Origin of the sequence: Peribacillus aracenensis (genome assembly GCF_025175645.1) — a bacterium.
Classification (GTDB): domain Bacteria; phylum Bacillota; class Bacilli; order Bacillales; family DSM-1321; genus Peribacillus; species Peribacillus aracenensis.
Genome location: NZ_JANZMJ010000034.1, coordinates 48,737 through 62,894, shown reverse-complemented (window position 1 = coordinate 62,894; position 14,158 = coordinate 48,737). Strand labels below are relative to the sequence as shown.

General features: G+C 40.5%; 17 protein-coding genes and 1 rRNA gene. 3 read left to right on the top strand and 15 right to left on the bottom strand.

Annotation, left to right across the window (positions count from 1 at the left end; genetic code table 11):
- Window positions 1-99 (bottom strand): 16S ribosomal RNA (locus N0M92_RS24185); the annotation flags it as partial.
- Between the two features lie 277 nt (window positions 100-376).
- A complete protein-coding gene (locus N0M92_RS24180) occupies window positions 377-613 on the bottom strand; it encodes a hypothetical protein (protein ID WP_260288211.1) in 237 nt (78 codons plus the stop codon).
- 132 nt (window positions 614-745) lie between these two features.
- Here N0M92_RS24180 and pdaB point away from each other — a divergent pair, with 132 nt between their 5' ends.
- The gene (gene pdaB, locus N0M92_RS24175) at window positions 746-1,498 is read left to right on the top strand and encodes a polysaccharide deacetylase family sporulation protein PdaB (protein ID WP_260288210.1); all 753 of its coding nucleotides are present in this window, start codon (window positions 746-748) and stop codon (window positions 1,496-1,498) included.
- Window positions 1,499-1,590: 92 nt separating this feature from the next.
- On the opposite strand, the gene N0M92_RS24170 is transcribed toward pdaB, so the two are convergent.
- Entirely contained in the window at window positions 1,591-2,277 is a 687-nt protein-coding gene (locus tag N0M92_RS24170) for a KinB-signaling pathway activation protein (RefSeq protein WP_260288209.1), read from the bottom strand.
- A 137-nt stretch (window positions 2,278-2,414) separates the two neighbouring features.
- Between N0M92_RS24170 and gerD the strand changes: the two genes are divergently transcribed.
- On the top strand, window positions 2,415-2,975 hold the full coding sequence (gene gerD, locus N0M92_RS24165) for a spore germination lipoprotein GerD (RefSeq protein WP_260288208.1): 561 nt from the start codon (window positions 2,415-2,417) through the stop codon (window positions 2,973-2,975).
- A 45-nt stretch (window positions 2,976-3,020) separates the two neighbouring features.
- On the opposite strand, the gene N0M92_RS24160 is transcribed toward gerD, so the two are convergent.
- The 5 genes from N0M92_RS24160 to N0M92_RS24140 form a co-directional block, all read right to left on the bottom strand.
- Window positions 3,021-4,079 carry an Mrp/NBP35 family ATP-binding protein gene (locus N0M92_RS24160; RefSeq protein ID WP_260288207.1) on the bottom strand — a complete coding sequence of 353 codons (1,059 nt, stop codon included), beginning with the start codon at window positions 4,077-4,079 and terminating at the stop codon, window positions 3,021-3,023.
- Window positions 4,080-4,218: 139 nt separating this feature from the next.
- Window positions 4,219-4,935, bottom strand: a complete 717-nt coding sequence (cwlD, locus tag N0M92_RS24155) for an N-acetylmuramoyl-L-alanine amidase CwlD (protein ID WP_260288206.1) — start codon at window positions 4,933-4,935, stop codon at window positions 4,219-4,221.
- Window positions 4,936-5,018: 83 nt separating this feature from the next.
- Window positions 5,019-5,444 (bottom strand): DUF2521 family protein, encoded by a 426-nt coding sequence (locus N0M92_RS24150; protein ID WP_192207453.1) that lies wholly within the window; start codon window positions 5,442-5,444, stop codon window positions 5,019-5,021.
- Between the two features lie 497 nt (window positions 5,445-5,941).
- A complete protein-coding gene (locus N0M92_RS24145) occupies window positions 5,942-6,472 on the bottom strand; it encodes an ECF transporter S component (RefSeq protein WP_260288204.1) in 531 nt (176 codons plus the stop codon).
- Between the two features lie 227 nt (window positions 6,473-6,699).
- Window positions 6,700-7,242 carry a TetR/AcrR family transcriptional regulator gene (locus tag N0M92_RS24140; protein ID WP_260288202.1) on the bottom strand — a complete coding sequence of 181 codons (543 nt, stop codon included), beginning with the start codon at window positions 7,240-7,242 and terminating at the stop codon, window positions 6,700-6,702.
- A gap of 170 nt (window positions 7,243-7,412) precedes the next feature.
- Between N0M92_RS24140 and N0M92_RS24135 the strand changes: the two genes are divergently transcribed.
- Window positions 7,413-8,858, top strand: a complete 1,446-nt coding sequence (locus N0M92_RS24135; RefSeq protein ID WP_260288201.1) for a DHA2 family efflux MFS transporter permease subunit — start codon at window positions 7,413-7,415, stop codon at window positions 8,856-8,858.
- Window positions 8,859-9,020: 162 nt separating this feature from the next.
- Here the strand turns inward: N0M92_RS24135 and rpsI are convergent, their stop codons facing one another.
- From rpsI to rplQ, 7 genes are all read right to left on the bottom strand, one after another.
- Window positions 9,021-9,413 (bottom strand): 30S ribosomal protein S9, encoded by a 393-nt coding sequence (rpsI, locus tag N0M92_RS24130; protein ID WP_034304957.1) that lies wholly within the window; start codon window positions 9,411-9,413, stop codon window positions 9,021-9,023.
- Window positions 9,414-9,433: 20 nt separating this feature from the next.
- On the bottom strand, window positions 9,434-9,871 hold the full coding sequence (gene rplM, locus N0M92_RS24125; RefSeq protein WP_034304960.1) for a 50S ribosomal protein L13: 438 nt from the start codon (window positions 9,869-9,871) through the stop codon (window positions 9,434-9,436).
- Between the two features lie 264 nt (window positions 9,872-10,135).
- Entirely contained in the window at window positions 10,136-10,876 is a 741-nt protein-coding gene (truA, locus tag N0M92_RS24120) for a tRNA pseudouridine(38-40) synthase TruA (RefSeq protein WP_311202596.1), read from the bottom strand.
- Between the two features lie 14 nt (window positions 10,877-10,890).
- The gene (locus N0M92_RS24115; protein ID WP_260288200.1) at window positions 10,891-11,688 is read right to left on the bottom strand and encodes an energy-coupling factor transporter transmembrane component T family protein; all 798 of its coding nucleotides are present in this window, start codon (window positions 11,686-11,688) and stop codon (window positions 10,891-10,893) included.
- The gene (locus N0M92_RS24110; protein WP_251436446.1) at window positions 11,688-12,554 is read right to left on the bottom strand and encodes an energy-coupling factor ABC transporter ATP-binding protein; all 867 of its coding nucleotides are present in this window, start codon (window positions 12,552-12,554) and stop codon (window positions 11,688-11,690) included. Before N0M92_RS24110 ends, N0M92_RS24115 begins: the two co-directional genes overlap by 1 nt.
- Window positions 12,530-13,369 carry an energy-coupling factor ABC transporter ATP-binding protein gene (locus N0M92_RS24105; RefSeq protein WP_192208116.1) on the bottom strand — a complete coding sequence of 280 codons (840 nt, stop codon included), beginning with the start codon at window positions 13,367-13,369 and terminating at the stop codon, window positions 12,530-12,532. The genes N0M92_RS24110 and N0M92_RS24105 overlap by 25 nt, the downstream gene beginning before the upstream one ends.
- A gap of 362 nt (window positions 13,370-13,731) precedes the next feature.
- Entirely contained in the window at window positions 13,732-14,094 is a 363-nt protein-coding gene (rplQ, locus tag N0M92_RS24100; protein WP_034304973.1) for a 50S ribosomal protein L17, read from the bottom strand.
- Between the last annotated feature and the right edge of the window lie 64 nt (window positions 14,095-14,158).

Below are 14,158 nucleotides of genomic sequence, written 5' to 3'. Positions count from 1 at the left end.
GCTAATCTCAGGGAGCAAGCTCCCGTCGATTCGCTCGACTTGCATGTATTAGGCACGCCGCCAGCGTTCGTCCTGAGCCAGGATCAAACTCTCCGAAGAAATGTTTGACTTGCTCATTTGCTTTTTTGATAGTGTGTGCTCACTTAAAATTCAACGTTGGCGCTTTGTTTTGTTCAGTTTTCAAAGAGCAATTTGTTTGTCGCATCTCTTAGCGACTTTAATATCTTAACACCTTATTACCACTTCGTCAATAACTTTTTTAAAAAAGTTTTTTTCATTCTTTTTCAGAAGCTATTACGTTGCAGCAACTTTTATAATATACCAGCGTACAAACCAATAGTCAATAGATTTTTTGAATATAATTCGGATTTAAATATCATGACTGGTTCCGCTTGGATAAATTCGTTTTTCCCCTCATATACATCAGGCATTCTTCCTCGGTGCTCACCCTTTTAAACAGCCTGAAAAGGATATTATATTTCTCGTTTATTGCCCTTTTGACTAAGTGATCGATTCTGTCATCTTGCAAATCGAATAGTATTTCATCCATCTCTCTTTTTAAAAGGTACTCCAATTCCATCTTTTCTTTGTCATTAATCAATAAACCGAGCATGGTTCACACCTCCATCAGACAGCTTTCCCCATTCCCATCAATTTTATGAATTTTCAACGGATTTTTTTGCATAACAATAATCCTCGCGCATAAATTTGAAGACAAGAGTACTTTGGACAAGGGGATGGATTAATGAAATTTTTCATGGTGCTTCAGGCCAAGAACATTAAATATTATTCGTTAATTTTGCTTACGGCACTTTTTACCGCTTGGTTTCTTTTTGTACAAAACATTCTTCATGCCCCCGTTTTTTCTACAGAAGATGGGCCGAAAGCGGTTTATAAAGGGGAAAAGAATGTTGCGATCACGTTCAATATTGGCTGGGGTGATGAGAAAGCCGCCCCAATAATAGAGACATTAAAAAAAGAAAAAATTAAATCCGCCACTTTCTTCCTCGCGGGATCTTGGGCTGAACGTCATCCGGACATTGTAGCTGAAATTGTGAAAGAAGGATATGAAATCGGCATGCTCGGTTACGATTATAAAGATTATTCCGAAATGGAAGATCAAGAAATCATCCGGGATATTTCTAAAGCCCAGGAGGCATTTAAAAAACTTAATGTAAAGAACATAGAACTTTTACGTGCTCCCACCGGCCACTTTGATAAACGCCTCTTAAAGATCAGCGAGAATTTCGGATATACCGTTGTCCATTGGAGCATCGATTCAAAGGATTGGACCAATCCAGGTGTGGATCGGATCGTTCAGAACATCACCAAGGCCCAAAAGGGTGATATCATCTTATTACATGCTTCAGACTCCGCAAAACAAACGAATAAGGCTTTACCCGAGTTACTAAGTGAACTTCGATCAAAAAATTTAAACTTCGTTAACGTTTCAGAGATGATTTCCAATTCATCGGCAAGCAGTGAAGAAATCCGCTGACTGAAAAAACTGCGTACTAATGGTCTCCAAAACCTTTAGTACGCAGTTTTTACGTTTTGATTTCCTTATGTATGGACCCACTTACAAATAGGTTAGCTGCCTTTCCCTAGTTCACCGGCTTTCATCTTTCCCTTTGCCGGAGTTTGCTGACTCCCTCTTTTACTGGCCAATTCCCTTTGTGAACGTTGAATCAATTTGCTCAGAACCAATAATTGATAAGCATTGCAGGCTAACAACGGAAACAGCATGAAGTAAAGCCAGCTTTCATCATTGGCACTGGCACTTAGGACAGGTATCCACTCCAACACCGTGACCACGACCATGAAAAATAAGGCGGGTATGAACGACTGTTTATTCGTTTGTTTCATTTTGAAATATGCTGTAATAAGCCCTGCGGCCAATACAACCAATGCTAACGCGATGTAGGAACTGATCCCCTCGCCTGAACCAAAGCTGAGATATCGCAGGTAAACAAGATCGAATACAACAAAAAGAATGAGTACAAGTTGAACGGCATTCCATAAGGAAGCGCTTTTAAATATCCCCAGACCAAAACGATGTATCGTTAAATAGGCAAAAAAGCCGGCTTGGCTTATGACACTGAAAATTAATCCAACACCGAATAACCAAATAAAAGTTGATAGGATGGCACTGACTTCAAAAGAAGAAAAATAAGGCTTAAACTCACTCCACCGAGCCAAGAACCCTACAACTCCGCCCGTTACACCACCGATAAGCAATGTTGTTAAAAACAATTTAACTAAGTTACGGCTGTTCATTGTTTTCCTCCATACATTTCTATTTCATTTCCTTAATTGTACCAACCAAATTTGGAAAAATCCACTTATTCCACCAAGGAATAATATCGCCGATTGGAACCATATTAACAGTAAGAAGGATGAAAGGGGCCCTGCGTATGAGAGTGGGAGTTGCTTTGCTTTTCACGTCATTCTTGCTCGTTTGTTCCGGTTGTGCGCAAAATGGAGCAGGCGCAGAAAAAATGGAGTATGAAGAGACAAAGAAAATGATTGTCGATATCTTGAAGACAGATGATGGAAAAAAAGCCATCCAGGATATCATTACTGATGATAAAACGAAAGCTGAACTTATTATGGATTCGGAAGACATTAAGAAATCCATTGAAGATATGATCACTTCAGATAAAGGGAAGGAATTTTGGAAAAAAACATTTAACGACCCGGAATTTGCTTCCGCTTATGCTAAAGCATTGGAAGGCGAACATAAAAAGGTATTGAAGGACTTAACTGCTGATCCTCAGTATCGTGGAATGCTCATGGAAATAATGAAAGAACCGGATATGGAAAAAGAAATGAATAAGTTATTAAAAACCAAGGAGATGCGGTCGGTCTATAAAGAGCTGATCATCGAAACCATGGAGAGTCCCCTCCTTCAAGCGAAAATGCAAGAGAAATTGGATAAAGCTGCCACTAAAGCGGTAGAGAAGGAGAAAAAGTAAAAAGAATGAAAAGAAAGCTGATTCCAATCGGAATCAGCTTTCTTTTCATTGTAGTTTTTCAATGACCTTTTTGGCAATATCTTCGTAAATCCTGCCGAGTCTATGGTCCGCTGCGTAAATGGATGGAGCAAAGTCCTCTTCGTTCCAATCTGGCTGCTGCAGGGGAAGTTGGCCTAAAACTTCCGTACGAAGCTCTTCTGCAAGCTTCTTGCCGCCGCCTTTTCCGAATACGTACTCTTTTTCACCGGTTGTTTTACTTTCGAAGAATGACATATTCTCTATGACACCGATGACTTCGTGTTCTGTCTTGATGGCCATGGCACCAGCTCTTGCCGCAACGAAGGCTGCGGTCGGATGCGGTGTCGTAACGATGATTTCCTTACATGAAGGGAGCATCGTATGAACGTCCAAAGCAACATCCCCTGTACCCGGTGGTAAGTCAAGGACCAAATAATCCAAATCTCCCCATTCCACTTCATTAAAGAAACTGTTAAGCATTTTACCGAGCATCGGTCCTCTCCAGATGATCGGCGCGTTATCCTCTACAAAAAAGCCCATTGAGATAACTTGGACGCCAAACCGTTCTACAGGAATGATTTTTTCCCCGCGCACAACCGGTCTTTTTGTTATCCCCATCATATCAGGAACACTGAATCCATAAATATCGGCATCAACCAGTCCGACCTTTTTACCCAAACGAGCAAGTGAAGTAGCGAAATTCACTGAAATCGTGGATTTTCCCACTCCGCCTTTACCACTGGCGATCGCGATGAATTGTGTTTTGCTGTTAGGTCCCAGCAAACCTTGGTCCGCTTCATCCTGAGGAATACTCTCACGATGTTTGGCTAATTCCTCTTCTGAAAGCTCCGCGAAACGGATACCTACCGATTCCGCTCCGTTCGTTTTCAGCAAGTCCACAACTTCCGATTGCATTTGCATTTGTTCGGCAGTCCCCGTTTTTGCAATCGCAAGTTTAACGCTTACATGATTCTTTTCAGGTTTTATTTTGATTTCTATAATTCCATTTGTCTCTTCAAGGTTTTTATGTAGAAAAGGGTCTTTAAGATCCTTTAGTAAATTCAGTACTTTCTCTTCTGTTAACAAGTCGAGCACCCCTTTGAATTTTATTTTCCCATTTTTCAGTATAACATATTACTGTAAGAAAGCTTATTATCTGCCCCGCATGCGAAACCTGATGATTTCCCCATAGTAAAGAGGCCTTGTACCTTACAAGACCCAGACATCACTCTTCATCCGATAGTTTTTCCTCTGTAAAGTACCGTAAAATACCCATATAAATCGAACTGGCAACCTTTTCTTGATACTTATCACTGATAAGGCGCTCCCTTTCTTCGGAATTGGAAAGAAATCCAATTTCCACAAGCGCTCCCGGTTTCTTGGCATAGTTCAGCAAATACACATGGTTAATCGTTTTTGCATCACGCTTTGTATTTTCCAGGTTTCTTATGATTTCAGTCTGAATGAATTTTGCCACCTGTTCATTTTCCTCAAACCTGTTTGTATAAAAAGTCTGGGCACCTTTCGATGACGCTGATGGAAAAGAGTTCAAATGAATGCTTAAGAATAAGTCCGCTTCCGAATCATTGATCATTTCAACCCGATTCCGTAAGTCCTCCTGTTTTCGCTGGCGGACCCCCTTTGTATTTCCCTGTGCCAAATCCTCATCCTTCTCACGTGTCATGATGACAAGGGCACCCTGTTCCTGTAAATAGTCCCTGACCTTTAGTGAAACGGAAAGGGCAATTTCCTTTTCCATAACCTCTTGTACATTTGCCCCGCCGTCCATCCCACCGTGACCTGCATCCAGAATGATGACCTTCCCTGCCAACGGAAGGTTCCAGGAGTCCCAAGAATCATCTTCAACAAATTTAAAAGTCACAATTAAAAAAAGGACAAATAATCCCATAGCGATCCCTGTATATTTCAGCTTTCTGCGCATGACCGATCTCCCTCCATGATCTCTCTACTAAAAAGTATGGGACAAACCATGAAATTAGAACAAGGAATGGGTTTTTTGCCTTTCTAATGCAGTTTCATTTTATATCTTTTTTCTCCAGTCTTAAAGCCGTCCAGCCACCAATCCCCAACAAACCCTTCACAACAATAAAACAAACCTTCATCGAAAGCTTTATTCGCTGTAACTTCCCGCCAATACAAAATAAAGTTAAAAAGAGTATCGACCAAAAACTTCTCTTCCTTCCAGCACCTCGACCTTACATCTTCTTCCGACTCACCATAATAGCCAAACTTACTATAGTTTGCTCCTAATAAATAAGCCTCGATGGCAACATCAAAATAGCCTTCCTCCAAAACATCCATCAAATCCTGGCCGAAGTAACGCTGAATCCTTCCCTTCATGTCCTCGATGGAAAGCTCCCTGAGCAGCCTACGTTCGAACTTCAATTGCCTTTCCCTTTGCATCTCCTGTAAACCTAATATCACAGCCATAATTCACCTCCGGGGCAATTCCCCATTTACCAAAATTATTTCCCAAGACATAATTTAGTTTTAGCGTTCTATTTTGAACCATTCATTTATTCCATTGGCAAAAAATGATGAGGATAGGTTTGGCTGGTACTTGAAAAAGTATATCGATATGCAAAATGATAAGAAACCTGTTAAAGTGCAGACTGCACAAGAAACTTAATGTTAGAAAACTTCGGGTTTTCTCCACTAACACGCCACTCAGGCAGCTACCCGAGGCTGACCTTGCCGACTTGGGTCGCTCCCTGCGCATGTCTATTTGTCTGTTAAGATAAAAAGGACATCCATGGTTAACGGATGTCCTTTTCCTAAATGATATAACATTTTATAATAGCGAATTCTTTTAATACCCGTTCATTTAGTATGATGTCTTTTTAAACTTCCTGAGGATCAGAGCGCAGTACAACATCCAAAGGTGGTGCAACTCAAAGTTAGAAATGGCTTCTTATTTTTGTTCCACTTTATATCAGTCCAGCTCTTTTCTTCAATCGACCAGCAAGCGGCACTACAATTATTCCAGCTATTACGACCTGCATCAAGTTTCCGGGGATGGAGCCAAATGGCTGTATCCAGTTACCATAAAGGATAACTTCGACAAAATAGTAGCCGACGATTTTAATAATCAATGCAACGGCAACGGCCATGGTGTATACCCATTCTCTTTTGCCCGGTACCTTTTCGGATATAAGGCCGGCTAGAAAGCCCATTGCACCTACAATGACGAATGTAAACGGCGCCCATGCTGCCCAACCAGAGAAAAGATCGAAGAAGGCCATACCGAAGGCGCCTGCTATCGCTCCTGTTTTTTTGCCATAAACGAAAGCAGCTATAAAAAGGGGAACGTTACCTAGATGGACCAGGCCGCCGTTACCCATTATTGGGAGCTTGATGTTAATGAACATTGTCGCTACAAGAGTTAATGCAATGAATAGCGCATTGATGACCAAGGTTTTTGTTTTAGTTGTTTCAATCGGTGAATATGTTGAATTCATATGAAGTCCTCTTTCTTTTTTTAACTATTATCATACTCCTTAATAGGAACTTAATAAATATGGAGTTTACAAAAAATTCTGTATTACATAAATAAACTCACATGTAAATAAATGGAGCACGGCTATCACCAACTTCTGAAGCCCCCTCACCGCGGCGTTTCATTTCATGGAGTCTAGAAGACTTGATGTATGGCATGATATACCAGGAACATTCAAACGTTTTGGGATCATTGCACTCTGTACATTGAATAAATTTGGTTGGCCATATAATCCGAACTAAAATGAAGCCCCTTTCTTAACCACCATATTATGATGCCTACCAATGAGGCCGTTTTAATATCAATGTCAACATAATCAGCAGGTAAATCCTTATTGGTATTCTTCCTTCTTATTTCTACTAATCGCTTCAATAATAAAAACAATTGTTCCTCAAATTGATTCGTCTTAAATAAAATAAGTAAATAATTTCGATGGATATATAAATAATCAAGTAATTGAGTAAGCTGTTGTTTTTCTGATAAATCTTTCGCATGTATTAAAGCAAAAATTTTATCGGAAAGCTCCTTTAAAATCTCATCGGTGATTTGCGTTAGTAAATCTTGAATATCCTGATAATGTAGGTAAAATGTTGTTCGGTTTAATCCTGCTTTTGCTGCGATTTTCTGAACCGTTAAATTTGAAATGGCAGGGTCCTCGGATAAGAGACCAATGACAGCGTTCTCAAACATTTCTCTTGACCGAATTGTACGAGGATCTTTTTTAATAGACATTTTTAACTCCTTTATAGATTTTCTTTGACTTTCTCAACAGTATATATTCCTATGTCGATTAGTGAACAATTTCAAGAAAACTGTTCATGGTAAGCAACATATATTTTTGTTACCATCGATTTTATCGACACAATGTTGAGAATGCAAGTCAAAAGTAAAGGAGTTTACGAATGAAAAATGATATTTCAGAAAGAAATAAAAAAATTTTATTAATTGTACTGATTGCCGGCTGTTTCTTATCGACATTAAATCAGACTTTATTAAATGTTGCATTGAGTGGCTTAATGGACGTATTTCATGTTACAGCTGCGACTGTACAATGGTTATCGACAGGATTTATGCTGGTGAACGGTGTTTTAGTGCCGATTACGGCTTTTTTAATGAAACGGTTTACAACAAGGCAGCTATTTATTAGCTCGATGTTCTTTTTGTTAATCGGATCTGCACTATCTGCATGTGCGGTGAATTTTGGCATGCTGTTAACGGGAAGAATGATTCAAGCAATTGGTGCCGGGATTATAATGCCTCTAATGATGACAGTCATTTTATATTTATATCCTAGTGAAAAGCGTGGAAGCATAATGGGGACAATCGGATTTGCGATAATATTTGCTCCAGCCATAGCTCCTACATTATCTGGTTTTATCATTGAATATGTTTCATGGAGATGGTTATTTATTGGGTTAACCCCATTTATAATAATCGTCATTGTTCTAGCGTTCAAATATTTAATGAATGTTGCAGAGACAACAAAAGCAAAATTAGATATCACTAGCGTCATTTTATCAACGATTGGTTTTGGCAGCATATTATTTGGATTTAGCAGCGCAGGAAGCAAGGGATGGGATAATCCCGTTATCATCACTGCAATAATCGCCGGAATAATCGTGACGGCTCTATTCTGTTTACGTCAAATGAAATCCAGCGATCCATTATTGAATTTATCAGTATTTAAGTACAAGGTTTTCACGCTCACATCTTTCATCAATGTACTAATTACGATGATTATGTATGCGGATTTAATTCTTTTACCAATTTACTTGCAAAATGGCCGAGGTTTTACAGCATTTGAAGCAGGTTTACTGTTATTGCCTGGAGCTGTGATTAATGCCTTCTTGTCCCCTGTCACTGGTAAAATGTATGATAAACACGGTGCTAAACCACTCTTTATTTCAGGTTTAATATTAATCATTGTTTCGATGTGGGGAGTCATAGATATAAACGAATCCACAACCTATATCTATATAATGGTCCGTACCATTATATTACGAATTGGATTAAGCTTCATTACCATGCCTTTAAATACAGCAGGGCTGAATGCTTTACCAAGAGAATTGGGTTCCCATGGTTCAGCAGTAAATAATACCATTCGCCAATTATCAGGTGCTATTGGAACAGCAGTTGTCATCACTGTGTATACAATGCAAGCAACTTCACATGCCTCTGAGCTATCCATGCAAAATGAAAACATTACAGCAATACAACTAGAGGCATTAGCTTCTATCTTCGGCTCAAGTGATGCCTATGTTTTTATGTTAATCCTATCTTTTGTTGCGTTAATTTTTGCATGCTTTATGCCAAAAAAAGCCGCAATTAAAAAAAGTGAAAGTGAATAACCTAACCAAAATCGATAACAATAGGATCTGTTTAATAAAGCATATCCGGGATATCCCGGGTATGCTTTATTATTTTTAAAATATAAATCCATGTGTAATCATAATCGGACAAAAAAAGACTCCCAACCGAAATGGTTGAGAGTCTTTGAAACGGTAATAGAATTAACGTTTTGAGAACTGAGGTGCACGACGTGCGCCTTTAAGACCGTATTTTTTACGTTCTTTCATACGTGGGTCACGAGTTAGTAAACCAGCAGTTTTAAGAGATGGACGGTATTCTGGATCAACTTGTAGCAATGCACGAGCGATACCGTGACGGATTGCTCCAGCTTGACCAGTGTATCCACCACCGCTAACGTTTACTAGAACGTCGTAATTTCCAGTAGTTTCTGTTGCAACTAGTGGTTGGTTAACAACTTCACGTAATGCTGCGAAAGGAATATATTCATTGATGTCACGACCGTTAATAACGATGCGACCTTCGCCTGGTACTAAACGTACACGAGCTACTGAGCTCTTACGGCGACCAGTACCATAATATTGAACTTGTGCCAAGATAGTAACCTCCTTAGTAATTATCCGCGTAATTCGTATACTTCTGGTTGTTGAGCAGCGTGTGGGTGCTCAGCTCCAGCGTATACGTGTAATTTTTTGTAGATTTGACGACCAAGAGAATTCTTTGGAAGCATACCTTTGATAGCAAGTTCAAGCATTCTCTCAGGGTAGTTTGTACGCATTTCAAGAGCAGTTCTAGTTTTAAGACCGCCTGGATGCATAGTGTGACGGTAATAAATTTTGTCTGTCAATTTTTTACCAGTCAAGTGGATTTTTTCAACATTGATAAGAATTACATGATCACCAGTGTCAATGTTCGGTGTAAAAGTTGGTTTATGTTTACCACGTAAGATGGATGCTACTTCAGTAGAAAGGCGACCTAAAGTTTTGCCTTCAGCGTCAATCACATACCATTTACGTTCTACTTCATTAGCTTTCGCCATAAATGTCGTACGCATGGTTAACCTCCTAAAAAACTTTTTAATTTTTTATATTTATTTTCAATCACAATAAACTTCCGGGGCTTATCGTGGGATTAAAATACATACCATATTATATTAACTTCTCCCAGATTCATTGTCAAGGGAATGTTACACTAGGATAAGTTGTCTATAAAACACTCTCTGCAACTCCACGAAAAGATCAGTATAGCGCCAAACCGCTCCATTACTGATTTCATTCCGTTCCCGGTTGTAAAAAAACTGGTATCACTTCGAAAAAAATTATTTGTAAAATACTTTCCATAAATATAATCCTTGGGCAGGCGCAGTTTTCCCTGCAAAACTGCGGTCCTTTTTGTCCAAAATCCCACTCATGTCACGGGGTGACATTTTGCCGCTGCCGACATCCAGGAGCGTCCCAACCAAGATACGGACCATATTATACAAAAATCCTTCGCCAACGAAGCGGAAAACCATGAATCCATCGCTCTCTTCAAAATCCATTTCTTTTATGGTTCGAACTTTATCGACCACTTCCGTTTTTGCCGAACAAAAACTTGTAAAGTCATGTGTCCCTATCAAATAGGAGATTGCTTCCCTCATCGCCTCCCCATCTAATGGGTAGGGATAATGATAGGCGTAATTTCTTTGGAACGGGTCCCGTAGTTTCGAACGGGCGATGATATAACGGTACTCTTTCCCCGTCGTATGGAACCTCGCATGAAAATCGTCAGGCACGATATCGACTTCCAGAACGATGATATCGGTCGGAAGAAGGGCGCTGAAGGCCTTTACCCAATTTTCAGTAGGGAATGTAAGCGGCGATTCAAAGTGAAGCACTTGCCCCTTTGCGTGGACCCCTGAGTCTGTCCTGCCTGAAGCAGTCACTTTTATAATTGTGCCTTTATGCATTTGGGCCAAGACTGCCTCGAATTCACTTTGTATAGTGCGTTTCTCTGGCTGCACCTGATAACCAGCAAAATCCGTGCCGTCATAAGCAATCACACATTTATATTTTGGCATAGTTCTCTTCCTTATTATGAACGTAATAAAAATAACATGACCGTTAGAACGCCTATTGAGACCATCAAAAGACTATCACTCGTCTTCCAGTCCAATTGGCGATATTTCGTGCGGCCTTCCCCGCCACGGTATCCTCTTGACTCCATGGCAGTTGCCAATTCCTCCGCCCGTTTGAATGAACTGACAAATAAAGGAACAAGCAGCGGTACAATCGATTTAACCCTGTCCTTTATCGGGCCAGATGAAAAGTCAACTCCCCTTGCAGTTTGGGCCTTCATGATTTTTTCCGTTTCCTCCATTAGCGTTGGAATGAATCGAAGGGCAATGGACATCATCAATGCCAGTTCATGTACAGGCATCTTCCACTTTTTCAAGGGTCCCAGCAGCTCTTCCATTCCATCTGTAATGGATATCGGGGATGTCGTCAAAGTTAAAAGTGAAGTAACAAGGATTAGTAAAGTAAATCTAACGGATATGAAAAAACCTTGAATCAGACCGCCTTCATAGATTTCAAACCAACCGTATTCGAAAAGCAATTCCCCTTCTTTCGTAAAAAATATATGGAGAAGGAATGTGAATACGATCAATAAAAAGATTGGTTTTAACCCATTATAAAGATAACGAAGCGGTATTTTGGAAAGACTGATCAAAAGGATGGTGAATACAGCAAGCAACCCGTAAGAAACGACATTATTCGCCAAAAAGACGACACAAACAAACAGGAACACGAGGAGCAATTTAGCCCTTGGATCCATCTTGTGCATCAGTGAATTTGCAGGGACATAACGCCCGATAATCATTTTATCCAGCATCAGCGGTTCCCCCGTTTCATGGCTTTATCTATTTCTATCGCTAAATCACCGATATTAAGACACGGATGATCAAATCGAACACCAAGTTCCTTCTGGAGCTTCAGCTGAAAACGGACCGTATCAGGAACATCCAGGCCAAGCTCCATTAATTGTTCCGGCTCCGAGAAAATTTCCTGGGGGGTTCCTTTTTTGAACACTGTACCCTTGTGCATGATAATGATGTCATCCGCGTACTTGGCTGCATCCTCCATGCTATGTGTTACAAGAATCGTTGAAATGCCCCTTGCTTTATGCAAATCATAAAACATATCCATGATTTCTTTGCGTCCTCGCGGATCGAGTCCCGCTGTGGGCTCATCAAGCACCAATACTTCGGGTTCCATGGCAAGTACCCCAGCAATGGCCACCCGTCGCATTTGTCCGCCGGATAAGTCGAATGGAGATTTTTCAAGAATTTCCTCATTCAAGCCGACTTGCGCGATGGCCTTTCTGGCCAGTTTCTTAGCATCGATTTCTGAAACGCCAAAATTCATAGGTCCGAAACATATATCCTTTTCAACCGTTTCATCGAATAACTGATGTTCCGGAAACTGAAAAACTATTCCAACCTTTTGTCTTATTGGCCGCAAAGCCTTTTCTTTTCTTCCGGCTTCAATCGTCCGATCCCCAATGAAAACACGACCCTTCGTCGGTTTTAAAAGAGCATTCAAATGCTGCAGTAGCGTGGACTTCCCGGACCCTGTATGCCCGATGATTGCGGTATAGGTTCCCGGCTCCATTGAAATATTGACATCATGAAGGGCCAGATGTTCAAAAGGAGTATTCACCTGATAGCGGTATTCTACATCATCGAGTGTAATTCGCATAAATCCTTCACCAACTCTTCCTCTGTCAAATGCCCATCAACTACACGAACACCATTTTTTTGTAACTCCTTGGTTAGTTTCACTGAAAAGGGAATATCCAGACCAAGGGCAATCAATTCTTCCTCTAACTCAAAAATGTCCTGAGGCGGTCCTTCACGATATAATCGACCTTGGTTCATGACTATCATTCGATCAGCTTTGGCAGCTTCCTCAAGGTCATGGGTGATTGATATGACAGTGATCTCGTTTTCCTGTTTCAATTCCCTAACTGTTTCAAGCACTTCTTCACGGCCTCTTGGGTCAAGCATGGAGGTTGCTTCATCTAAGATGATGATGTCTGGCTGCAAGGCTATTACACCTGCTATGGCCACTCTTTGCTTTTGACCGCCGGATAGATGGTGCGGCTCTTGATTAAGAAAGGCATTCATTTTAACCTTATTTAACGCACCATGAACACGCTCCACCATAACCTGCTGAGAAACACCGGCGTTTTCTAAACCAAAAGCCACATCATCCTGAACTGTAGTGCCTACAAATTGATTATCTGGGTTTTGAAAGACCATGCCAATTTTCTGGCGAACATCCCAAACGGATTCTTCTGTCAAAAGTTGATCATTAATCGTAATGGTACCTGAGTTAGCGAACTGAAGACCATTCAGTAACTTTGCTAATGTCGACTTGCCAGAGCCATTATGTCCGACAATCGCAAGCCACTCCCCCTGATGAATATCAAAAGAAACATCATCCAAGGCGTTTCGAGACTGACCCTCATATTTAAAAACAATATTATTTAAAGAAACCAGCTTCTTCATTATGTGGCCCTCCTCATCCTCGACTGCACTCGTCTAAACTAAACTCTGCTCAATCAATATACAGTAGTTTTTCTTTCTGAAAATATAAAAAAACGCTGCACCCCTTCCACCGAAAGAATTTTCGGTAAATTAAGAGCAGCTAACAGCGGGCCTGTTACGAAAAACAGGTTATCTTATAATCGCTTATCAAAAGCGGGAAGGGATGCTTGAGCTAGACGTGAAGGCTCCCTGCATAATACAGGTTCCGCCAGCCATCGTAACACTCAATGCGAATTTCTAGATGACAGAATTTCTATTTAAAAAAAGAAAAAGGGCATAGAACAAGTGAGTATATTCATTTGTCCCGCCCTTTTTCATCGTTGTTATTAAACTAATTCAATAACCACGACTGGTGCACCGTCACCGCGGCGTGGACCAACTTTCATGATACGAGTGTATCCACCTTGACGTTCTTCATAACGTGGAGCCACGTCACTGAATAGTTTTTGAAGGGCATCTGTGCCATTCTCAGCGTCAGCGATTTCGTTACGGATGAAAGATGCAGCTTGACGGCGTGCATGCAAGTCACCACGTTTACCAAGAGTGATCATTTTATCTACTACAGAACGTAATTCTTTTGCACGTGCTTCAGTAGTTTCAATGCGCTCATGGATAATAAGATCCGTAGCTAAATCACGAAGTAATGCTTTACGTTGTGCGCTAGTGCGTCCTAACTTTCTGTAACCCATTAGAGATTCCCTCCTTTGTTGAAGTTCTATATTGTGTGTCTATAACAAGGCTCACAACATAATG